This window comes from Leucobacter faecis (assembly GCF_054456635.2).
Genome location: NZ_JBTJEP020000013.1, coordinates 26,153 through 47,391, shown reverse-complemented (window position 1 = coordinate 47,391; position 21,239 = coordinate 26,153). Strand labels below are relative to the sequence as shown.

The 21,239-nt window shown below is 62.5% G+C and carries 24 protein-coding genes; 9 read left to right on the top strand and 15 right to left on the bottom strand.

Annotated elements, in window-relative coordinates:
- Window positions 1-19: 19 nt before the first annotated feature.
- On the top strand, window positions 20-2,422 hold the full coding sequence (locus ACXR2T_RS10940; protein ID WP_458839397.1) for a TOTE conflict system archaeo-eukaryotic primase domain-containing protein: 2,403 nt from the start codon (window positions 20-22) through the stop codon (window positions 2,420-2,422).
- Window positions 2,423-2,604: 182 nt separating this feature from the next.
- Window positions 2,605-3,231 (top strand): hypothetical protein, encoded by a 627-nt coding sequence (locus ACXR2T_RS10935; RefSeq protein WP_458839399.1) that lies wholly within the window; start codon window positions 2,605-2,607, stop codon window positions 3,229-3,231.
- Window positions 3,232-3,250: 19 nt separating this feature from the next.
- On the opposite strand, the gene ACXR2T_RS10930 is transcribed toward ACXR2T_RS10935, so the two are convergent.
- Both ACXR2T_RS10930 and ACXR2T_RS10925 read right to left on the bottom strand, forming a co-directional pair.
- The gene (locus tag ACXR2T_RS10930) at window positions 3,251-4,519 is read right to left on the bottom strand and encodes a threonine/serine exporter family protein (protein WP_489945526.1); all 1,269 of its coding nucleotides are present in this window, start codon (window positions 4,517-4,519) and stop codon (window positions 3,251-3,253) included.
- Between the two features lie 104 nt (window positions 4,520-4,623).
- Entirely contained in the window at window positions 4,624-4,869 is a 246-nt protein-coding gene (locus ACXR2T_RS10925) for a LapA family protein (RefSeq protein WP_458815725.1), read from the bottom strand.
- A gap of 126 nt (window positions 4,870-4,995) precedes the next feature.
- Here ACXR2T_RS10925 and arsB point away from each other — a divergent pair, with 126 nt between their 5' ends.
- From arsB to ACXR2T_RS10910, 3 genes are read left to right on the top strand one after another with little or no spacing between them, the layout of a single operon-like run.
- A complete protein-coding gene (arsB, locus tag ACXR2T_RS10920) occupies window positions 4,996-6,087 on the top strand; it encodes an ACR3 family arsenite efflux transporter (RefSeq protein ID WP_458815723.1) in 1,092 nt (363 codons plus the stop codon).
- On the top strand, window positions 6,084-6,461 hold the full coding sequence (locus ACXR2T_RS10915) for an ArsR/SmtB family transcription factor (RefSeq protein ID WP_458815721.1): 378 nt from the start codon (window positions 6,084-6,086) through the stop codon (window positions 6,459-6,461). The genes arsB and ACXR2T_RS10915 overlap by 4 nt, the downstream gene beginning before the upstream one ends.
- Entirely contained in the window at window positions 6,458-6,859 is a 402-nt protein-coding gene (locus ACXR2T_RS10910; RefSeq protein WP_458815719.1) for an arsenate reductase ArsC, read from the top strand. The genes ACXR2T_RS10915 and ACXR2T_RS10910 overlap by 4 nt, the downstream gene beginning before the upstream one ends.
- Before the next feature lie 93 nt (window positions 6,860-6,952).
- Here the strand turns inward: ACXR2T_RS10910 and ACXR2T_RS10905 are convergent, their stop codons facing one another.
- The 5 genes from ACXR2T_RS10905 to ACXR2T_RS10885 all read right to left on the bottom strand — a co-directional run bounded on the left by ACXR2T_RS10905 (window position 6,953) and on the right by ACXR2T_RS10885 (window position 11,629).
- Complete coding sequence (locus ACXR2T_RS10905; RefSeq protein ID WP_458839403.1) at window positions 6,953-7,729, bottom strand: SDR family NAD(P)-dependent oxidoreductase; 777 nt, start codon at window positions 7,727-7,729, stop codon at window positions 6,953-6,955.
- 34 nt (window positions 7,730-7,763) lie between these two features.
- A complete protein-coding gene (locus ACXR2T_RS10900) occupies window positions 7,764-8,516 on the bottom strand; it encodes an SDR family NAD(P)-dependent oxidoreductase (protein WP_458839405.1) in 753 nt (250 codons plus the stop codon).
- A 93-nt stretch (window positions 8,517-8,609) separates the two neighbouring features.
- A complete protein-coding gene (locus ACXR2T_RS10895) occupies window positions 8,610-9,902 on the bottom strand; it encodes an MFS transporter (protein WP_458839407.1) in 1,293 nt (430 codons plus the stop codon).
- Between the two features lie 168 nt (window positions 9,903-10,070).
- Entirely contained in the window at window positions 10,071-10,595 is a 525-nt protein-coding gene (locus tag ACXR2T_RS10890; protein ID WP_458815711.1) for a cysteine--tRNA ligase, read from the bottom strand.
- On the bottom strand, window positions 10,592-11,629 hold the full coding sequence (locus ACXR2T_RS10885; protein ID WP_458815709.1) for an AAA family ATPase: 1,038 nt from the start codon (window positions 11,627-11,629) through the stop codon (window positions 10,592-10,594). Before ACXR2T_RS10885 ends, ACXR2T_RS10890 begins: the two co-directional genes overlap by 4 nt.
- Before the next feature lie 129 nt (window positions 11,630-11,758).
- On the opposite strand from ACXR2T_RS10885, the gene ACXR2T_RS10880 reads away from it, so the two are divergent.
- The 3 genes from ACXR2T_RS10880 to ACXR2T_RS10870 are packed head-to-tail and all read left to right on the top strand — an operon-like array spanning window position 11,759 to window position 15,438.
- Window positions 11,759-12,397 carry a TetR/AcrR family transcriptional regulator gene (locus ACXR2T_RS10880; protein WP_458839408.1) on the top strand — a complete coding sequence of 213 codons (639 nt, stop codon included), beginning with the start codon at window positions 11,759-11,761 and terminating at the stop codon, window positions 12,395-12,397.
- Between the two features lie 50 nt (window positions 12,398-12,447).
- Window positions 12,448-14,208: an MDR family MFS transporter gene (locus tag ACXR2T_RS10875; RefSeq protein WP_458839410.1), complete on the top strand. Its 1,761-nt coding sequence runs from the start codon at window positions 12,448-12,450 to the stop codon at window positions 14,206-14,208.
- Window positions 14,209-14,217: 9 nt separating this feature from the next.
- Window positions 14,218-15,438 (top strand): MFS transporter, encoded by a 1,221-nt coding sequence (locus ACXR2T_RS10870; RefSeq protein WP_458815703.1) that lies wholly within the window; start codon window positions 14,218-14,220, stop codon window positions 15,436-15,438.
- An 85-nt stretch (window positions 15,439-15,523) separates the two neighbouring features.
- Here ACXR2T_RS10870 and def read toward each other — a convergent pair whose 3' ends face one another.
- On the bottom strand, window positions 15,524-16,087 hold the full coding sequence (gene def / locus ACXR2T_RS10865) for a peptide deformylase (RefSeq protein ID WP_458815701.1): 564 nt from the start codon (window positions 16,085-16,087) through the stop codon (window positions 15,524-15,526).
- 172 nt (window positions 16,088-16,259) lie between these two features.
- Here def and orn point away from each other — a divergent pair, with 172 nt between their 5' ends.
- Window positions 16,260-16,910, top strand: a complete 651-nt coding sequence (gene orn / locus ACXR2T_RS10860) for an oligoribonuclease (RefSeq protein WP_458815699.1) — start codon at window positions 16,260-16,262, stop codon at window positions 16,908-16,910.
- Here orn and ACXR2T_RS10855 read toward each other — a convergent pair.
- From ACXR2T_RS10855 to folE, 7 genes are all read right to left on the bottom strand, one after another.
- Window positions 16,865-17,050 carry a hypothetical protein gene (locus ACXR2T_RS10855; protein ID WP_458815697.1) on the bottom strand — a complete coding sequence of 62 codons (186 nt, stop codon included), beginning with the start codon at window positions 17,048-17,050 and terminating at the stop codon, window positions 16,865-16,867. The two genes, orn and ACXR2T_RS10855, sit on opposite strands and share 46 nt — an antisense overlap.
- Window positions 17,051-17,116: 66 nt before the next feature.
- Window positions 17,117-17,383 carry a hypothetical protein gene (locus ACXR2T_RS10850; RefSeq protein ID WP_489945525.1) on the bottom strand — a complete coding sequence of 89 codons (267 nt, stop codon included), beginning with the start codon at window positions 17,381-17,383 and terminating at the stop codon, window positions 17,117-17,119.
- A 12-nt stretch (window positions 17,384-17,395) separates the two neighbouring features.
- Window positions 17,396-18,013, bottom strand: a complete 618-nt coding sequence (locus ACXR2T_RS10845) for a hypothetical protein (protein ID WP_458839414.1) — start codon at window positions 18,011-18,013, stop codon at window positions 17,396-17,398.
- Window positions 18,014-18,097: 84 nt separating this feature from the next.
- The gene (locus ACXR2T_RS10840; RefSeq protein WP_458839416.1) at window positions 18,098-18,667 is read right to left on the bottom strand and encodes a hypothetical protein; all 570 of its coding nucleotides are present in this window, start codon (window positions 18,665-18,667) and stop codon (window positions 18,098-18,100) included.
- A 166-nt stretch (window positions 18,668-18,833) separates the two neighbouring features.
- On the bottom strand, window positions 18,834-19,619 hold the full coding sequence (locus ACXR2T_RS10835; RefSeq protein WP_458839418.1) for a pyrimidine reductase family protein: 786 nt from the start codon (window positions 19,617-19,619) through the stop codon (window positions 18,834-18,836).
- 51 nt (window positions 19,620-19,670) lie between these two features.
- The gene (gene folP, locus ACXR2T_RS10830) at window positions 19,671-20,549 is read right to left on the bottom strand and encodes a dihydropteroate synthase (RefSeq protein WP_458839420.1); all 879 of its coding nucleotides are present in this window, start codon (window positions 20,547-20,549) and stop codon (window positions 19,671-19,673) included.
- The gene (gene folE, locus ACXR2T_RS10825) at window positions 20,546-21,160 is read right to left on the bottom strand and encodes a GTP cyclohydrolase I (protein WP_458815685.1); all 615 of its coding nucleotides are present in this window, start codon (window positions 21,158-21,160) and stop codon (window positions 20,546-20,548) included. The genes folP and folE overlap by 4 nt, the downstream gene beginning before the upstream one ends.
- Window positions 21,161-21,239: the final 79 nt, after the last annotated feature.

The following is a 21,239-nucleotide window of genomic DNA, read 5'->3' as shown; positions in this document are numbered from 1 at the left end:
GCATTGATAACCTGGTGGAGTGTCAGAGCGGGCTGAAGCAGTGGATGCGCGGGTCGAGTTACTGAAGCGTATAACCGTGTTGGAGAACCAGCTCTCCCAGGCGAGAAATGAACTTCGACTGCTCGACAGTGTCTCAACACCGAGCAGGAACCTCACATCAGAGACTGAGAACGGCATCCCCTCCCCCGCCCACGTCCACGCCGGATCGAGTCCTGCAGAAAAAATGGCGCTGTTCAGCGCGCGCTTCATTGGGCGAAGCGATGTCTACGCAAACCGGTGGCTCAGCAAGAAAACCGGCAAGTCCGGATGGAGTCCGGCAATTCGCTACGGCAGTGACTACCGCAATCCAAGGCCGTCAGATTACCTTCCGCTCACAGCTTCTGTACTCGAACGCCACCTTCGGCGCGATCCCGATATTGAATGGCACGCAGGTTTGTACCCGCTGCTTGAGAATGACCAGTGCCGCCTGCTCGCCTGTGACTTCGATGACGGTGACTGGCGCCGCGATGCGGCCGCATATGCGGCGGCATGTAAGGAAGCGGGGTTCGACGTACTCGCCGAGATCTCGCGTTCGGGGGAAGGCGCCCACGTGTGGATGTTCTTCGACTCAGCGGTTCCCGCTGCGACAGCACGCGCCGCAGGCGCGCAGCTGTTGCGGCGCGCGATGGCGTCGTGCCCGAGCATGAGTTTCGAAAGCTACGACCGCTTCTTTCCGTCCCAAGACAAACTCCCTACCCAGTCCACCGGACGAGCGCGGTTTGGCAACCTAATCGCGTTGCCTTTGAGCGGCAATTGCCGGGCCCGATCCACCTCTGTATTCGCCGACCCCACAACGTGGGTTCCGTTCAAGGATCAATTCGCTGAGCTTGCAAAAGTTCGGCTCGCTGACGCTGAATCGTTGACCAAAATCATCGGAGCGGGGGCAACTAACCTGCTTGGGCCGGCAGAGAACCTTCCACTCCGGCCCCAGCGTGCGGCAATTCGCGCTGCGGCCAAGGAACACCTTGCCGCACCGGGTGCAGAACAGAATGTTCGACTGCGACTCGACTCGGTCTTGCATGTGCCGACCGCATCGCTGCCGGGCACCGTCATCATCGACCTCAAACATCTGGCTTCTATTCCGAATCCAGAGTTCTACCTCAGACAGGCACAACGTCGCAGCACTTATGGAACACCGCGCTTGGTCACCTGTTTTGAGCATGACGGTGAAGAATTACGGATCCCGCGCGGATTACTTGATGAGACCAGTCTGCGGCTTGAAGATGCCAGCTTCAAAGTCAGTGTCACGAAAACACGTCGCAAACGAACTTCGATCGAAGTCAAATTCAGCGGAACGCTCCACAAAGATCAGCGGGCTGCAGTTAGCGCGATGGACAAACACGAAACCGGTGTACTCGTTGCACCCCCAGGGGCGGGCAAGACCGTGATCGCCTGCGCGCTCATTGCGAAACGACAAAAGCCAACCGCGATCCTCGTCGGCAATCGCGAGCTACTGGCACAGTGGCGCACGCGACTACAGGAGTTTCTATCACTTACTGAAAGCCAAATCGGTCAGCTCGGAGCTGGTCGCCGTAAGCGGCGCGGGGTGGTCGACCTCATCATGTGGCAATCGATCGCCCACCGTGAAGGTGACCCCACCATTTTGAACGAGTACGGGCAGATCATTATTGATGAGTGCCACCGGATCGCGGCGCCTGCGATCGAGGCTGCGCTGCGCCAAGTTGATGCTCCCAGGTGGCTGGGCCTGACTGCCACTCCGTACCGTGCCGACAAAATGGACGGGCTGATCACCATGCAGTGTGGGCCGATACGCCACACCATGATGCAGGAAACCGTAGTAAAGCGAGAGCTCCGAATTCACGACACGCAGTTCGCCACAGATGAGACGGGCAGTGATGGGCCGTCGATACAAGCGATCTACACGGAGCTTGCCCATGACGAAGCGCGGAACACACTCGTGGTAGATAGCGTCCTTGATGCCGCTACTGACGGACGCTGCTCACTAGTTCTCACTAACCGGATCGATCACCTCGACACACTCATGGAGAGCATTCGTCAGCGCTCGAGCACACCCACATTCTCCCTGCATGGCAGGCTTTCACCGGCTGAACGCCGTGAAGTCCGAGACGCCCTCGCCGCACTCGTCGATAGCCGCGAGCCATTCACGCTCGTTGCGATTGACAAGGTTGCGGGCGAAGGGTTGGATCTACCAACGCTTGACACACTGTTTCTCGCTGTGCCGATTTCCTTTAAGGGGAGGGTCATACAGCAGCTCGGGCGAATTACCCGCGGCGTGGCGGCGACGTCGGGAAAGGTTGCGCTTGTGCATGATTTTCGGGACGGTAACGTGCCTCTGTTTGAGGCGATGCACGCCCGACGCCGTAGGGTGATGCTAAAAGATGGATTCACCCCCGCACCCTGAGCCGCAGCAGGAAGCAGCGCTCACCCAAACGTGCATGCGCGCGCGTAGACGGCGCATGAACAAGCTGGTATCTTAGAAGTGCAGCGCAGGTAACCCGCCAGGCATTTTATGCACCGCCGGTGAAGCGTATGACCCCCAGGCTCGCTACGGCGTCCTGGGGGTCGCATCTTTGCAGGAGGATCGTGGACATTCAGCTACACCGTCTTTATGCAGAGAACAGAGCGCCCATAGCGTTCCTCGATGAGTCCTACGAGCTGCGCGAAGGCAAGACTTTCTATATCATCGCATCGGCCATCGTTTACCCGGACGATCTCGACCGCAGTCGAACAGCCCTACTTGAGTTTTATGGTGGCGACACAATGCATGCTTCTCCGATGTACCGTCGGAATGAACTCACTTCCCTCCGCAGTGCCCTATCGCTCGCAGCCAGCCAGCACGATGGTATGGATGTTGTCGTACAGACGGCCGTCGATCTAGATGATGATCATGGGCATAGTGCACGCCGGCGATGCCTTTCATTTATCGCGCCGCTACTTCATAAGGAGGAAGGAACGACGCTTTTCGTGCTTGACTCGCTAGAGACTCCGGCCGCCAACCGTCATGACCGGTTCACGTTCGGCGATCTCCGGCGGGCCGGGACGCTTCACCGTGACGCAACTGAATACCATGCGCGCCCATCAGCTGAGCCGTTGCTCGGCCTACCTGATTTGCTTGCTTGGGCGTACCGTCAACAAATCACTCGCAACGATGCAAGCTGGTTTGCACCGTTGGCGCGCGATACCCGTGTTCACGAGCTCGAAGGCGGCTAATTTTTCATCCCAAGCACGGCTACCTGATCCGGGTCGAGACCCAGGCCCGCGCCACAGCCCCGGTGTCGCGGCTGAGGCCGGTGCCCACGACCATGCCGATCGCGATGGCGAAGATGCCCGCGACCGTTTGCAGCAGGGCGCTGCCTCCCCCGGCCGTGCCCGAAACGGTCTCGGTGAGGCCGATGAACCCCATGGTGCCGGGCACCATCATCCAGTACGCGCAGGTGAGCATTACCGATGGCTGCGGGGCCCGCGGCAGGTGCGAGACCAGGTAGATCGCGGGCACCGAGATCACGGCACCAATGAGCCCCGAGAGCGCCGCACCGAGCAGCATATGGCCGAGCAGCTGGCCCGCGTAGGCCACGCTCAACGCAAACAAGATCCAGATTAGCGAGCCCCTGGGAGCCACTGAGTAGAGGTAGTAGCCGATCGCGACGAGCACGATGCCGAGCCAGGGCGCCCACGCGCCCAGCCGGTCACCGCTTGAGGTGTGCGGGTGCGACATACCCGAAACGACCATGCCCAGGTATAGCCCAAATGCTAGCAGCGCCAGCGAGGCGAAGCCGTACAGCATGCGGCTCGCGCCCGCGATGATCTGGCCGTTTGTCAGCTCGACCGTCGCGATCGTGAGCGTCAGCCCCGGCAGCATACTTGCGATCGCGGGCGTGACCAGGCTGAGCACGCTCTGACTTGCAAGTTCGGGGGCGATAAGCCCAGCAATCGCCGTCGCCGTGAATGCCGCTACGACGGGCAGCACCAGCGCGAGCGTGGGCACGCGTGAACCCTGCAGCACGATGAGTCCCACGAGCAGCCCGAGGGCAGCGTAGACCGGCAGCGCGGGCAGCGTGGGGCTGAGCACGAGCCCAAAGCCGAGCGTCAGCAGCACGTGGCCCGCGAGCGACGCCCAAAACCCAAAGCGCGGCGGCGCCGCACTGATTCGTTTGACGCGCGCCGAGACGTCGGCGGGGTCGAGCTGCGACGCAGCCGCCGTGTGCATGAGTCGCTCGACCGCATCAACCTGATCAAGCCGCAACGGGGCGTGATTGGCGTCAAACACCGATGTCTTGACCGGGTCGCTCGACGGGTCCTCGATCAAAATGAAAGTGGGCAGCACGATGATGCGCAGGTTGAGGCTGCCGTAGGTGCGCGCGAGCGACAACAGAGACCCCGCCACCTCGTTGGTGGGTTGCGAGCCAGCAAGCAGCACGCGCCCGAGGAGCCCGAGCATTCCCACGAGCTCGGTGGAGAGGGCATAAGACAGCGTTGTCTGGTCGTCTTTTTCGAGCACCGACAGAGCGCGTTGCAAACGCGTGCGGCGAAGTTTCACTGTGACCCAAATTTCACTGTGCTGCAGAATTCACGAGCACGTTCAACCCCCCCTGGCTGGCGCCGCTACTTCTTCTTCTTACGAAACCAGGGAAAAATCGAGCCGATCACCACGCCGGCCGCCAGGAGCACTAGGAACCACGCCCACCCGGGAGCCACAAACTGAAAGCTCAGAAAGTGCAGGGTCGCGGTGCCGCGATTCGAGAAGATGAAGATCAGCGCGGCTGCCAGTATGACGAGAGAGACCACCAACTTAGTGATGTTGATGCTTTTCTCTGTCCCGTTGCCGGTGTTGTCGCTTGCACGTCCCATGTGGCTCCCTCGCCATCCAGGTATTCATTGGATTGCCTATCGCGATTGATCCTATAGGAAAGCTACCCGGCGAGGACTCACCCCACAAAACTTGCGCACTGCATCGACAACCGTCAATATAGACACATGTCTATTCAAGCGCCTGTGCGGGTCGCCCCCAAACGAATGTCTACGCTCGACAAGTGGCTCGCCCTGTGGATCGGCATCGCCATGATCGCGGGGCTGCTGCTGGGGCGTTTCGTTCCCGGCCTGTCTGAGCTGCTCACGCGCCTCGAGGTGGGCGGGATCTCGGTACCGATCGCACTGGGTCTACTCGTCATGATGTACCCGGTGCTCGCGAAGGTGCGCTACAGCAAGGTCGCCGCGATCACCGGCGACAAGAAGCTGCTCGTCTCGTCGTTCGTGCTGAACTGGCTACTCGGCCCCGCCCTCATGTTCACGCTCGCCTGGATCTTCTTGGCCGACCTGCCCGAGTACCGCACCGGCGTGATCATCGTGGGGCTCGCCCGCTGCATCGCGATGATCGTGATTTGGAACGATCTCGCCTGCGGTGATGGCGAGGCCACCGCGGTGCTGATCGCCATGAACTCGGTGTTTCAGGTCGTCGCCTTCTCATTTCTGGGCTGGTTCTACCTCACCGTGTTGCCGGGCTGGCTGGGCCTCGATTCGCAGGGGCTCGATGTCTCGGTGTGGCAGATCGCACTCAACGTGCTCGTGTTCTTGGGCGTGCCGCTCATCGCCGGCTTCATGTCACGCTGGCTGGGAGAGAAGCGTCGCGGCCGCGAATGGTACGAGGGCACCTTTCTGCCCCGGATCGGGCCGTGGGCGCTCTACGGTCTGCTGTTCACCATCGTGCTGCTCTTCGCTTTTCAGGGCGAGGCCATCACTAAGAATCCGTTCGACGTGGCCCGTATCGCGGCCCCGCTTCTCGCGTACTTCGGTCTGATGTGGTTCATTGGCATGGCGCTCGGCAAAGCAATCGGGCTGGGCTATGCGCGCACCACGTCGCTTGCGTTCACGGCCGCGGGCAACAACTTTGAGCTCGCAATTGCCGTCGCGATCGGCACCTTTGGGGCGACCTCGGGGCAGGCGCTTGCCGGTGTCGTGGGCCCGCTCATCGAGGTGCCCGTGCTGGTGGGGCTGGTGTATGTCTCACTCTGGCTGGCGAAGACCTGGTTTAAAACCGACCCCTACGCGACCGGAACGAGGGCATCATGACCGCACTCACTGACGTAACCGAGGCCGCTTCAGAGGTGTCTTCGTGCGCTCCCGTCACAGACCACGCCATCGGCACGGAGGCCGCGCAGAGCGTTGCGAGCACGCTGAAGGCGCTCGCCGAGCCCCTCAGGCTGCGCATCCTCTCGGCGATCGCCACCGACCCGCGCGGCGAGTCGTGCGTGTGCGATCTGGCGGCCCTCGCAGACGTCGCCCAGCCCACCATCTCCCACCACCTCAAGGTGCTCAAAACCGCTGGCCTCGTCACTTCGACGAGGCGGGGCACGTGGGTTTGGTACAGATTTGTACCCACTAGTACCGCCGCGGCGACCGCGCTGCTCGGCTCATTTCAGCATTCCCCAAAGGAACCAGCATGACCCTCACCACCCCTTCTGTCTTATTCGTCTGCGTACACAACGCGGGCCGGTCACAAATGGCCGCGGGTTACCTGCGGCACCTCGCGGGCGACCGCATCGAGGTCTTTTCTGCCGGATCAATTCCCGCTGACCACATCAACCCCACCGCGGTCGCCGCGATGCTCGAAGAGGGCATTGATATTACCGCCGAGGCCCCCAAGGTCCTCACCGACGCGGCTGTGCAGGCCGCCGATGCTGTGATTACGATGGGCTGTGGTGACGCCTGTCCGTTCTACCCCGGTAAGCGTTATGAAGACTGGCAGCTCGAAGACCCCGCGGGGCAGAGCATCGAGGCTGTGCGCCCCATCCGTGACGCCATTAAAGCGCGGGTCGAGCGCCTCATTGCAGAGCTGCTGTAGCTAGGACATTCCACTAGACGCACGGCGCCGGGCAACAGAAAAGGGGGTTCAGTGTTCTCATGAACACTGAACCCCCTCATTCTTCGGCAGATGCTACTGCTTACCGAGGATCCCGTCGCCGCCCTCTACGTTCAAGAGCGTGCCGGTGACGTAGCTCGATGCCGCCGAGCACAGCCACACGGCAGCGGCAGCCTGCTCTTCGACACCCGCCATGCGCTTCATCGGAATGCTTGCCGCGACAGCGTCATAGGCCTCGGGTGACGACTGCTTCCAATTCAGCAGCGAAGTGGTGAGCGTCGCACCGGGGCAGAACGCGTTGACGCGAATGCCCTTCGAGGCATACTCGAGGGCCGCGGTCTGCGTGATGCCGTTGACGGCCCACTTCGACGCGTTGTACGGCGACAGGCCGGGAGAGCCCTGCTTACCCGACATCGACGACGTGTTGACGATCGCGCCCGAGCCCTGCTTCTCCATCTGGCGCAGCTCGTGCTTCATAAACTGCATCGTGCCAAACACATTTAGCGAGAAGATGCGCTCCCAGGTGGCGCGCTCCTGCTCGGTGAAGGGAGTCGTGGGCGCCCCAATACCGGCGTTGTTGTGCGCGAAGTCGAGTGCACCCCACTTCTCTACGACGATTGCGACGGCGCGCTCAGCGAGCGTCTCGTCTGAGGCGTCACCCACGAGAATCTCGGCTTCGGCGCCCGCCTCGCGCACGAGGCACGCGGTCTCTTCAAGTCGCTCTGCGCTAATGTCACACAGCAGCACGTTGGCGCCAGCCTGCGCGAAGGCCACGGCGCTGGCGCGGCCGATCCCGTCGCCCGCACCGGTCACGAGGCCCGCTTTGCCTGCGAGTCCAAGGTAATCGTTCATGTTCTCCCTGCTTTCGTTCGAGGTGCCCGCGGGCCTAGTACAGCTTCTGCGTGCCGCCGTCGGCCATGAGTGTCTGCCCGGTCATGTACTGCGACTCCTTCGAGAGCAGAAACGCGATGATCGGGGCAACATCTGACTCCGGATCGCCAAAGCGGCCGAGCGGGGTCGACTTCAGCACCTGCTGGTACTGCTCGGGCGCAGCCTTCGACCACGCCTCAACCCCCGCGGTGAGCGCGAGCGGCGACACCACGTTGACACGAATGCCGTCGGCGGCCCACTCGTTCGCGGCCACACGCGAGAGCCCACGGATGGCCTCTTTCGCGGCGGCGTAGGCGGCCTGCGTCGGCTGGCCGCTCATCGCGGCCCCCGAACCGAAGTTCACGATCGCACCGTTCGCCTTGGCGAGCTCAGCGTGCGCCGCCTTCATGAAGTTGAGCGTCGCTTGGAATCCCGTGTTGAACGAGAGATCCCAGTCGCTCTGCTCCAGCTCGAGCAGCGGCTTTTGGCGTGAAGCGTGTGCGTTGTTGACGAGCCCGGTGAGCTTGCCAAAACGCTCGACAGCCAGCGCGACCGCCTGCTTTGCGGTCTCGGGGTCAGACACATCGCCCGCGAAGAACGCGACCTGCTCGGGCAGCTCGGCTACGAGCGCCTGGCCTGCCTCTTCGTTAATGTCAACTGCTACGACCTGTGCACCACGAGCAACAAGAGCGCGGCTGGTGGCCCCGCCAATTCCCGAGGCACCGCCGGTGACAATGATTACGCCCCCGGCGAGCTGATCCTGCGACATAGATGAGTCCTTTCGTTGACTTATGGCCGGGATTTGTATCCGTCGCCGGCCCTCGGCGGAGTCAAATTTGCGCGACCAAAAGCCGCGTGGCGGTTAGCCCGCGTGCTGCCACGCGCCCTTTGCCACCATACGCTTCTGCGCCGCAAATGCTACGAGCACGATCACGATGTTGATCGCGAGCATCACAATGATTGCGAAGAGTACGGGCTGGTAGGTCTTCGTCGCGTCGTACACGAACCCGTATGCGGGTAGCGCCACGATCGAGGCCAGTGCGAGGCCCGTCGAGGCGGTCGCGTAGATCTGCGCGTAATCACGCTTGCCAAACAGCGAGGTCACCATGGCGGGGGCGATGATGCCAATCGATGCGCTAATGAGCCCGAACAGGGCGACTGCGACGCAGATCACGATTGGGTTGTTCGTCACAATCAGCAGACCGATCGCAATAATGCCGACGATCATCGTGAGCACGGCCGTGAATTTCGAGCTGAGCATGTCGACAAGCGCGCCCAGGATCAGGGAGCCGACGAGCACGCCAAGCATGTAGATACTCATGACCGTGCCGCTGAAGGACTGCTCAAACCCGAGCTGCTCAAGGTGGTTCGGAATGTGCTGCGAGAACGAGGCCACCGAGGTGATGAAGAAGAAGAACAGCGCAAGCATCAAGAACGGTACAGACTTGCGCGCGACGGCAATCTCGATGCCCTCAGCCGAGACCGGCTTGGCCGCCACGGGAGCGCTTGCATCAAACTCAGCCTCGGGTGAGGCTTCGGCACCCAGCGGACGCAGGCCAATCGACTCCGGTGACTTGCGCAACAAGAGCAGGGTGGCAGCCACCACGATGGCCAGCGAGAACCCGCCAAGCACCATGTAGGCAATACGCCAGCCGTACGCACCAATAAGGAACGACGTAACGGGCTGCGCAATCGCACCGATTAGGCCGCCAGCGGCCGAGAGCACGCCCAGCGCGAGGCCGTTGCGTGTCTTAAACCACTGGTTGATGAGCACGGGGCCCACGATGACCGTGATGATCGTGCCGCCCATACTGAGCGGCACCGCGAGGAGGTACCAGCCCCACACCGCACTCATCAGACCGAACAGCATGATCGCGCCGGCCTGCAGTGTGATGGCTCCGAGCACCACCTGGCGCACATCGTACTTGGCGAGCAGCTTGCCGCCGATGGGCAAGAACACCATGGTCACGATCGCCGCCACCGAGAAGTACAGTGTGAACTGCCCCACACCAAACCCGAGGTCCTTCGTCACCGGAGCGATAAACAACCCCGAGGTGTTGTTCAGCGCCCCCTTGCCCAGACCGACGATGATACTAACTGCGACGAGGATCCACCATGCGTAGTGAATCCGCTTCGCGCTCTTGGGTGCGCTCACGGCTCTCCAATATTCTGCGATAAAACGAATAAAGGCCTGTTCGAGAACCGGTTTTTAACGCGTGTAGCGCAAAACTCCGGGCATGAAACAGACCAGTGTAACTCTAAGTAATATTAGCCGATCGGCGGCGCCACATTTCACCAGGGTGTCGCGAAGGTTTCAAGCAGGTTACGCGACGCGGCGGGTGTCCCAGGCTTTGCCGCGCTCACCAAGCAGGTGAACGTGCAGGTGCGGCAGCACCTGCTTCGTTGATTCCTTCAGCTTTTGTTTGACGTTGGCGAGAAACAGTTCTGGTGACATCAGCTTTCGCCGCCGATCAGGCAGCCCGATTGAGACCACCAGATGAATTGAACGACTCTTCAGCACCCTCGCTGCGATAGTTGATTCTGGTCCGCCCTTTTCTCGAGCCGACACAAGCCCAGCAAGTGTATCTAGCGCCTTGAGTGCGATCTTGCCCGGCAACTCTTCAGGTAGCGTCGTCCCTGGGTATGCGTAGTCCTTCACTTCGACGAGGTACGCCCGAAACCCGTCTGTCGCTACGAAGTCACAGCCCGAGAGCTCATCTTTGCCCGCCTTGATGCGCACCTGCTGCAAATTCTCACGATAGTGACGCCACTCGTCATACTGCTCGGCCACCCACCCCGCATCGAAGATGAATTCATAGCGCTGTTCGGTAAGCTTCACGCGTGTCATGTGAGTTCCAAATATCTCACTGACTGAGCGAGCTCTGCATCGAGTGCCGAAATATCACCAATGCCTTCGACGCTGCTATCCGACTCCGCTACTACAAAACCCTGATCGTCGCGCTGGAGGCCAACGAAGACGCTCTCAAGCGCTCGCTGCTCGGTGAGCATCTCAATTTCTCGCAGCAGAAACAAGCTGTGGGTAGCAATAAATACCTGCACGCCGGACTGCGCAAGCTCGACAATAGTTTCTGCGACTTGCTTCAATGTTTTGGGGTTGAGATTGGCCTCTGGCTCATCCCAAAACAGATAGCCACCTTCAAGCAAAGTACCTGACGCCACGAGCCGTGCAATCATGCCAAGCTTGCGAAACCCCTCAGCCACTAGGTGCATCTCAATTTTGCCAAGGCCTGGCTGCGACAGATAAAAGCGGCCGCTCTCTTCAACAACAGCACCGCCCAAGGCCTCCTGAATCGGCGCAAGTACCCGTTGAACGGTCTGCTCCCTGGGGCCGCGCCTTACACCCCGCCCAAGCAACACAGCAGTGTCACGCCACGTTTCGTCGAACTCCATCACGCGCTCGTCATAGAGCGCCGCAAGGCCCGGGTAGATAGACAGCAGCTCACGTGTTGGGATGAACGCGGGGGTCTCACTGAGGTACCGATCTGGCACCTCGGCAGTCTGCACTTCAGTTGCAGAGCGCGTTGAGAACCCGAAGTCAAGCGCCCCTATGTGGTTAAACTGCAGACGAATTTCACTTCGAGTGTGCCCCTGCTGTCGGTTTGTGAGTCGCCCAAGAGAGTCCGGTCTAAATACGCCCCGCAGCTTAGAGGCAAGTGCCCTGTTAAACCTAGCTTTTGTCGGGCGCTCATCTTCCACCTGACTCAACGGCGCCGTTGCTGAATACAACAACTTAATGAGTTGTGACTTTCCAGCCCCGTTCTCGCCGACGATCACGTTGAGGTGGGGTGAAAACGTTACATCGAGTGACGCGAAGGGCCCAAAGTTTGTCACTTGAGCGCGTGCAATCGGATTTACCGCCATCGGGCGCACTCCTCACTAATCATTCCCTAATACGCAAGCCTGCTGTCAGACTATCGCCTGCACTTTCGCTACACACCCACCTATATCAACAAATTGCACTCCCAGGCAGATCGTGCATAATTGCACTTTGTGACCCAGAGTGCAGCGAACCAAAGCCGTGAGGCCAAGATGCGGCGCACCCGCATCGCGATCACCGAGCACGCGCGCAAACTCACCGCCGCCCACGGACTCGCCGGGTTCACCGTTGAAGACGTCTGTGAACCCGCAGGTATCTCGCGGCGCACCTTCTTCAACTATTTTGCGTCGAAGGAAGCCGCCGTCATCGGTACTCCCCCCGACGCGCTTGAGAGCGATGCCATACACCGCTTCATGGCGAACGGCACCGCCGACGGCACGATCAGCCCCACGCTACTCGACGACATCGTCGAGGCGACCATCGAGTCACTGGATGAGGTCTTCGATATCGCTGGCACGATTACCCACGTGCACGAGATCGTCAGGCGGGAGCCCGCGTTTCTCGAGAAATTCATTAGTGAATCAGAAGAACTACACGCCCGGTTTGCCGCGCTGATCGCTGAGCGCGAGGGCCTCCCCCTGAGCGATCCACGCCAGCGGCTCGCAATCCAGCTCGTCGGCGGGCTCTTGCACTCAACAGTGCACGAGTTCTTTCACGCTGGCGGCACCGGCAGCATCGGGCCGGCGCTGCGCGAGGCGCTCGCGCTCAGCCGCGAACTGTTCGCGCAGCCCCCGGCACCGACACCCGCCTAAAGCTGCACGCCACACACCACACCCACCACGCCCCGAAAGGGACCTCTTCTATGCCCGCTTCCGCCCCACGGAGCACCGCGCACACCGCGCACACCGCAGACACCGCAAACACCGCCAGCCCCGCCCCGCTGCTGCTCACCCAGCGCCGCATCTGGATCATCTTCTCGGCGCTCATCGCCGGCATGATGCTCTCGAGCCTCGACCAGACCATCGTGTCAACCGCCATGCCCACGATTGTCGGCCAGCTCGGCGGTGTCGAACACCAGGCGTGGATCACGACTGCCTACCTGCTCGCGACCACCATCGTGATGCCGATCTACGGCAAATTCGGTGACGTGCTCGGCCGTCGCACCCTATTTTTGATCGCGATTGCCACGTTCACGATCGCGTCGGCGGGCGCCGCGCTCGCCCCCGATTTCACCTGGCTCGTAGCGTTTCGCGCGATGCAGGGCCTCGGCGGCGGCGGGCTTATGATCCTGTCACAGGCGATCATCGCCGACATCGTGCCCGCTTCAGAACGCGGCAAGTACATGGGCCCGCTCGGCGCGGTCTTTGGCCTCTCGGCTGTCGCGGGCCCGCTGCTCGGTGGCTTCTTCGTCGACCACATGACCTGGCAGTGGGCGTTCTACATCAACATTCCCGTCGGCATCGCGGCCTTCGCGATCGCCTGGTTCGCGCTGCGCCTGCCCAGCAAGAAGGCCACCAAGAAGATCGACATTGCGGGCGTCGTCACGCTTTCGATCGCCACGACCTGCCTCATCTTCTTCACCGACTTTGGCGGCAACCGCGCCTACGGCTGGGGCGCCCTCGAGACCTGGATGTGGGGTATCGGCCTCATCGCCGCCGCGGCTCTCTTCGTCATCATCGAAGCGCGCGCAGAAAACCCGATCATTCCGCTTGGCCTGTTCAAGAACCCGATCTTCTTGAACGCTACCGCGATCGGGTTCACACTCGGGCTCGGCATGTTCGCGGCGATCGCGTTCGTGCCCACGTTCTTGCAGATGTCGTCGGGCACCTCTGCGGCCGTTTCGGGCCTGCTCATGCTGCCCATGATGGTCGGCATGATGGGCACGTCGATCTGGTCGGGCATCATGATCACGAAGCGGCAGCGCTACCGCGTGTACCCGATCGTCGGCACGCTCGTCACGGCCGCCGCGATGGGGGCCATGACGACGCTCGCAGCAAGCACCCCCATCTGGCTGATCTGCGTCTACCTGTTCGTATTTGGCGCGGGGCTCGGCCTCATCATGCAGGTCGTCGTACTCGTCGTACAAAACGCCGTCGATGCGACCATGGTGGGCACGGCCACGAGCACCAACAATTACTTCCGTGAAGTGGGCGCGTCCTTAGGCGTCGCGATTTTCGGAGCAATGTTCACGACACGTCTCAGCGACAATCTGGGCGCCGTGTTCACGGGAGCGGGCATGGCGAACGCCGAGCAGGCCGTCGCCACGATCGACCCGCAGTCGCTCGCGCAGCTGCCCGCCCGGGTGCAAGACGGCGTGGTCACCGCCTATGCCGACTCGCTCGCGCCCGTGTTCTGGTACCTGATCCCGTTCATTCTGCTCGCGTTCTTGCTTGCCCTCTTCCTCAAGCAGATCCCGCTGTCTGACCAGGCCGGCATGGTCGCGCGCGGCGAGGCGATCGGCGGCGCGGAGGCCGAAGCCCTCGCGGCGGCAGATTCGCTCGGGGAGGCTGAGCCGCTTGCGGCGGCTGAGCCGCTCGCGCCCGCGGCAGCTGCGGGCGCGCAGCTCCCTGCGCAGCAAGGCACCGATCCGGATCGAGAATCACCCACGACCGAAACTCGATAGGATCAGCGGGTGACGACCGCCCCCAAAACAAAGCTTCCGTTCGAGGTGTGGGCGCTCGTAGCAGGCGCGTTCACCGTGGCGCTCGGATACGGGGTGGTCGCGCCCGCGATCCCGCAGTTCGCGCTCGAATTTGGGGTGTCGAACTTTGCGGCGTCGGCGATCGTGAGCGCGTTTGCGGGCATGCGACTCGTGTCAGCGCCGCTTGCGGGCTGGGTCGTGGCCCGGTTTGGTGAGCGGGCCAGCTACACCGCGGGCATCTTGATCGTGGCCGTGTCGACGGGGGCGGCGGCGCTCGCGCAGGACTACACGCAGTTTGTGGTGCTGCGCGGGGCGGGCGGTATCGGCTCGACCATGTTCACGGTCGCGGCGACCGCGCTGCTCGTGAAGCTCAGCCCGCTGAACGCGCGCGGCCGCGTGGCGAGCCTGAACGCGGCCGGATTCTTGCTGGGCGGGCTGCTCGGCCCCGTGTTTGGCGGCATCGTGGCCGGCTTTGGGCTGCGCGCGCCGTTCGTGTTCTACTTCGTGATGCTGCTCATCGCGGCCGCCGTCGTCGCGATCGCGTTGCGCGGGTCGAAAGCGGCGGGCAGCCCCTCCCAGAAGCCGGGCGACGTCGCACCGATGCTGTTCATCGACGCGGTGCGGGTGCCGCAGTACCGGGCGCTGCTCGTGTCGGTGTTCTCGTTTGGCTGGGCCTCGTTTGGCGTGCGCGTGTCGCTCGTGCCAATCTTTGTGGCCGTCGTGTTTAGCGGCGACGCCGCGATGGCGGCCTGGGTGCTCGCGGCGTATGCGGCGGGCAACGCGATCTTGATTTTTCCGTCGGGGAGGTGGACCGACACCGTCGGCCGCAGGCCCCTGCTCATCACCGGCATGATCGTGCTGGCGGTGAGCTACGCGGCGTTTCCAGCCTCACCCAACCTTCTGTTGGCGATGGCTGCGATGTTCGCGGCGGGCGCGGGGTCGGCCCTCGCCAACCCCGCCCAGCAGGCGGTGCTCGCCGATGTGCTCGGCGGCCGCAGCGGCGGCGGGGTCGTCGCCGGGTACTCGATGGCCAGCGACCTGGGCGGCGTACTCGGCCCGCTGATCGCCGGCGCCCTCGTCGATGTCGCCGGCTTTGGGTGGGCGTTTGGTGTCACCGCGATCTTGCTCGCGCTGGCGCTTTGCGGGTGGACGCTCGTGTCAGACATGCACACGCCCGCCCGCCGCGCTGGCACAAAGAATATGCGCGAGTAAATCCGTTTAACGAGCTACCATAAGCGGATTTACTCGCGCATATTTTCGGCGACGCTGCTCGGTCGCGCTGTGGCTAACGCAGCGGCTAGCCCTCGAGGTCGTCCTCGCCGGGCATCCAGCTGAGGCCGGGCTTGCCCCAGCCGTTGCGACGCTCGGCCTTTTGCGCGCCCCGGTTCTCGGGGTGCACGAGCCGGTCGACGTAGAGCAGGCCGTTCAGGTGATCGAACTCGTGTTGCATGATGCGCGCGAACCAGCCGGTCGCCGTGATCTCGAACGGATTGCCGTCGATGTCTTGCGCGCGCAGCAGGGCACGGTTTGACCGGCGCAGGGCGAAGCGCTCACCCGGAAACGACAGGCACCCCTCGACCTCTTCTTCGCCCGGCAGCCCCGGCTCGAGCGGTTCGATCCACAGCTCGGGGTTGATCGCCACGCCGCGAGCGGGAGCCTCGTCTTGATCTTCGTAGATCCACACAAACACGCGCTTGTTCACGCCCACCTGCGGGGCGGCGAGCCCCACGCCGGGTGCGGCCTCGGTGGTTTCGAACATGTCGTCGACGAGGGTGCGCAGCGCGTCATCAAACTCGGTGACAGTTTGGGCGGGGGCGTGCAGCACGGGCTCGCCTGAGATCACAATGGGAAGAACAGCCATGCCCTCAATCTTATGATGCCGACGCGCACTCCCCCTGCACGGCGCCTGGCCTTGCGCTTGGCCTTGCGCTTGGCCCTGCGCCTACGCACGCTGCGCGACGCTTGCCCGATCGCTAGACTGGGGCGGTCACCCCGTGCACTTCGGCGCGGGCATCTCACGGCAAGGAGCGAGAGTGTCGAACACCCCAGCAGAACAAATCGTTTGGATTGACTGCGAAATGACCGGGCTCGACACAGACCGCGACGGTCTGTGCGAAATCGCCGTGATTGTTACTGACTTCGACCTCACCCCGCTCGACGCGGGCTTCGAGGTCGTCATTAATCCGGGGGCTGAGGCGCTCGCGAACATGAACGATTTTGTGCGCGGCATGCACGAAACTTCGGGGCTCTTGCCCCGGATCGAGGCGGGCGTCACCCCGGCCGAGGCTGAAGAGCAGGTGATCGCGTACCTGAAGCGTTTCGTCACGGCGGGCCGCCGGCCGCTCGTAGCGGGCAACACGATTGGCATGGACCGCCGCTTCATCGCGAAGTACATGCCCGCGCTCGAAGAGAAGCTGCACTACCGCAGCATTGACGTGTCGACGATCAAGGAGCTGAGCCGCCGCTGGTACACGGCCGCCTACTTTGGTGCGCCGAAGAAGCGTGGTGGGCACCGGGCGCTCGCCGATATCGCCGAGTCGATCCAAGAGCTCGCATACTTTCGTGACACCGTCATGCTCGCGCAGCCCGGCCCCAACAAGGCAGACTCGGCCAAGGTGTCGGCAGCAGCGAGCGAGCGCTACGCTGCGCTCATCGACGGGCCGGTCACGACCGACGCGGAATAGTCGCTCCCCTGCGGCTGCGCGCGCCCCGTCATTCTGCGCACTCTCCCACCGTCATTCTGCGCGACGAAGGAGTCACTGAATCCACCGTCAACCTGGGTGACCACGACGGTCACGTCGAGTGTCGTCTCGCCGTCAGACACGATCAAAAAGAGACTCCGAGCTAGAAGTTCCTAGCTCGGAGTCTCTTTTTCATCTACTTCAAAAATTCACAAGGACAACAAGGCGCTCCCGACGACTACCACCAGCATGATGATATCCAGCGCCAGAAGAACTGCAAATGGAACCGGTGAGCCAGTAGTCCGAGCCATTGCAATCGAATGATGAACGCCAACTCCAATCAGCACAGGAACAGCCAAGATGACAGTGAGAGGAGCAAGAAGCACCGCGACCACAAACGCAAGCGAAGCAACCGCCAGGACGCTCCCCAGCCCGACGTTCTCTTTGCTGAAAACTTCATCCTGAACTGACATCATTCCTCCTTCCGTTTAACCGATGCCGCAAACGCCAACTTCTCCGAAGTGTGCGCCACCAGGACTGCCGACAACTCGAGCGCAGCCGACGGGAGACTGAACAACAACACCAGCGACGTTGAACTCGAAGTAGTGCGTACCAGCTGCGTAGCCCCAGCCTCCTACGATGCCTTGGCTTGATGATGAGCCGGTGTAATTCCAGCCGACTGCACCGGAATAACCGCCACCATCAAGATACGTTGCCGAGCTCACTCCGCCATTCCAACAAATCTGCCCAGTTGTCCAAAAGTCATATAGAGCCACCCCAATAGCGCTGAGGCCTTGACCGCGTACCGTCTCAGTACCACAAGTAGCGAAAGTAGCCATACCGTCCTCATCTATGACCTCCGTGATACGTGCCTCCACAGGAGTCACCGCATAGATAAACAGCTCGCGTTCGCTCGCGGAAAGTGCCTCCACTGCCGCAGCGGGGTCAGCAGCTTGCTCAACCTTCTCGTACACCTCCCAAGCTGCCGCATCCCTGTCTACAGATCCTAAAGCCATTGCAGGGGATGCAGTAACAGCTAAGCCAAGCATCAACCCTATGGATGCGATTGCACCTGCGAAGATACGAAACCTATTCTTAATGAACACTTCTCCTTTGAATCTCTTGTTACGCTAGCGTCTATCGCTGTCGTATCGGGATCGCAACATCCCTTATAACACCATCTCAGTCACTCACGGAAAACTCAACGGGCGCAGGTCCGAGTACGTAATGAAGATGCGCAAACGGTCGCCAACTTCCGAACGATTTTCGTCATCCTCCCTCATCGTCTTCGCCATTGCGTCGCGCTCCGGTGTCATGACGGCCGGGCGGCCGCCGATGCGACCTTGGGAGCGTGCGTGCTCGACGTTTCGGCGAGTATTCTCACGGCTCAAATCGACGCGGAGCTGCGCGAGCGTCGCCATGATCTTGCGCATAGCTTCGCCCATCGCTGTTGACGAGCCTTTACTCATCCACGGCTCATCGAGGCCGCGCAATTTCCCGTCTCGCGCTGCATGGTCACGGATGACCGAGATCGCGATGCTGTCGGCGTAATGACCCTCGGCGCCGGCATCGTCATCTTCGCTCGGCGCGGGCTTGAACGGCCAGTCACCCTCGGCCTCTGCCAGCCGGTATGCCTCAGCCAGCAACACCGTCAGCTCGGCCTGCAGCGCCCGCATGCGCGCATCAGCCTCCACGACCCGGGAGACAAGGTCGTTCAATCGCCCCCGGTTGGGGCTTTCGGCGCTGAATGGATGTTGCATGATTTCATTACAACAGCGACCACCGACATTGAGACCCCAAAAAATCGGCGTAATTACGCGGCAAAAAGAAACTCATCGAATCTTCTCGGAAACCCACAAAAACGAGACCGATGTTTAGGTTAGCCGTCTACAAAGATCGCGGCTCGACTGAACGAAGAACGTCGCCCTACGCGCGGGCGTACCGCAGCAGCAGGGTTGAGCCCGAGCGCAGCACCCGTGCCAGCTGCATGTCACGCGCAGTGGCAGGGCCTGTGGCGATCCGGCGCGCATCGCCCGCCTCGAGGCTCGGTTCGATCGTGAGGCACAGTTCATCGACCGCGCCCGCGTCGATGAGCGCGCCAAAGAACGTGGGCCCGCCCTCGCACAGAATGCGCGTGAGGCCGCGCGCGCGCAGGGCGGCGGCCGCGCGCGCTCCGTCGACTCGGTCGCCCGCGTCGTTTGCGGCCACGACCACCTCGGCGCGTCCCTCGAAGAGGTGGGCGCGGGCCGCTGAAGCCGCGGTGGTGAGCAGGATCGGAGGCACCGGCGCATCGGTGAAGATAGGAGACTCGGGGTCGAGATCGAGCGAGCGTGACGCGATCGCAAACACCGGGTGGGCGGGTTTGCCGTGTGCCTCGCGCCAGCGCGCCGAAGCTTGGTCGACGCGCATCGCCGTGTAGCCCTCGTCGCGCACGGTGCCGGCGGCGACGAGCACCACGTCGCACACGCGGCGCAGCAGCCCAAAGAGCCGCTTGTCGGCCGCCCCCGAAAGCCCTCCAGAGAGGCCGTCGCGAGTCACCGCGCCATCGATACTCGACACGAAGTTCATGCGCAGACCGGGGTGATCGAGCTCAGCGAGCAGCGCCTCGTCGGTGAGCGCGCGCCTCGTGTCGGGGAAGATGCCGTCGATGACGGGCACCTCGAAGCTTGCTGTCTCGAGGCCGACTTCCTGAGCGTGCTCGCTGTGCGTCATGGTCACTCCTTCGGGCGGCGCTGCACGTGTATGTGCGCGCGTATGTGCCTGTTACACGTTGTGTGTCGGGTGCGTGTTGTGCTCGAGGCGCACAGGCGCCCGCCACCCCAGAATAGCCTCGGTCATGCGCACCGCGTCAACGCTCTCGGAAATGTTGTGCATGCGTACGATGCGCGCGCCGTTCATGATGCACACCGTCATTGCCGCGAGCGAGCCCGAGAGTCGTTCGAGCTTGGGCTTGTCGATCACCTCGCCCACGAAGTCTTTGTTCGAGACGGCCGCCAGCAGCGGCAGCCCGAGCTCTTGCAGCTCGCCGTAGCGGCGCGTGAGTTCAAGCGTGTGCAGCGTGTTTTTGTCGAGGTCGTGGCCGGGGTCGAGAATGAGCCTGTCGCGGGGAATGCCCGCGCGCTCGGCTCGCGCCACCCGCTCGGCGAGAAACGCTTTGACCTCGTCTACGACGTCGTCGAACTTGGCGGCGGGTTTTTCTTCGCGCCACGGGCCGACGCTGTGCGTGAGCACGATGGAAGCGTCAGACCCCGCGATCACGCCGGCCATCTCGGGATCACCGAGCCCGCTCGTGTCGTTGATCACGGCGGCACCGGCGTCGATCGCGGCCCGCGCGACCGCAGCCCGGTTCGTATCGACCGACACGACGATGTCGCTTACGCGCGCTACCGCTTCAACGAAGGGGGCGACGCGGTCGATCTCCTCCTGCGTGGAGACGGCGGGGCCGCGCCCAAACGGCACTCCGCCGACGTCGATCCAGTCGGCGCCCTGCGCGTCGGCTTTGAGCGCTGCTTCGACGGCGCGGTCGAGCGCAAACGTGGCACCCTGATCGTAGAACGAGTCGGGCGTGCGGTTAATGACCGCCATCACGGCGACCTGGCGGTCGAAGTCGAAGCTGCGCTTGCCGATCTGCCGGGCGCTCATGCTCGCGCTCCCGCGAGATCCTGCGCCGTCACGCTGCCGCGCAGTACGCGCGTCTCGGCACGAGTGGCGGGCCCCCCAACGCCTCGCATTGACATGCAGAAGTGCTCGGCTTCAAGGCGCACACCGACACCAGCCGGATCGAGGGTCTCTTCGAGCCAGTCTGCAATCTGCGTGGTCATGCGCTCTTGCAACTGCAGCCCACGCGCAAAGTACTCGACGACGCGCACGAGCGTCGAAAGCCCCACGACCTGCTCGCCCGGCACAAACGCGACGGTTGCGGTGCCGCGAAACGGCAGCAGATGGTGCTCACACATGCCGGTGAACGGCACATCGCGCATCACAATCGGCCCGTCGTACCCGTCGCTGGGAATGAGCGTCGCCGCCGGCGCCTCCCCGCGCGTGAGCAGGTCTGCAAGCGTGTGGGCGACCCGCTCGGGCGTGCGGCCCAGCTCGCCCGACTCAAGGTCGACGCCGAGGGCGGTGAGCAGCTCGCCCGCCGCGCGAGTAGCGGCCGCGAGGTCGGGCTTAGTAGCAGGCGCGTGTGCCTGGTGCGCAGAAGCGACCGCGGCAAGATTGGGCGTCACCGCGGTGTCGGATGTGTGCAAAACCATGCCCTAAACCTATCAGCTATTCTTCTACTTTTTAGAAAAGGTGCCTGTGCGTACTGCGCGCGCTGCTGCATCGTTCTGC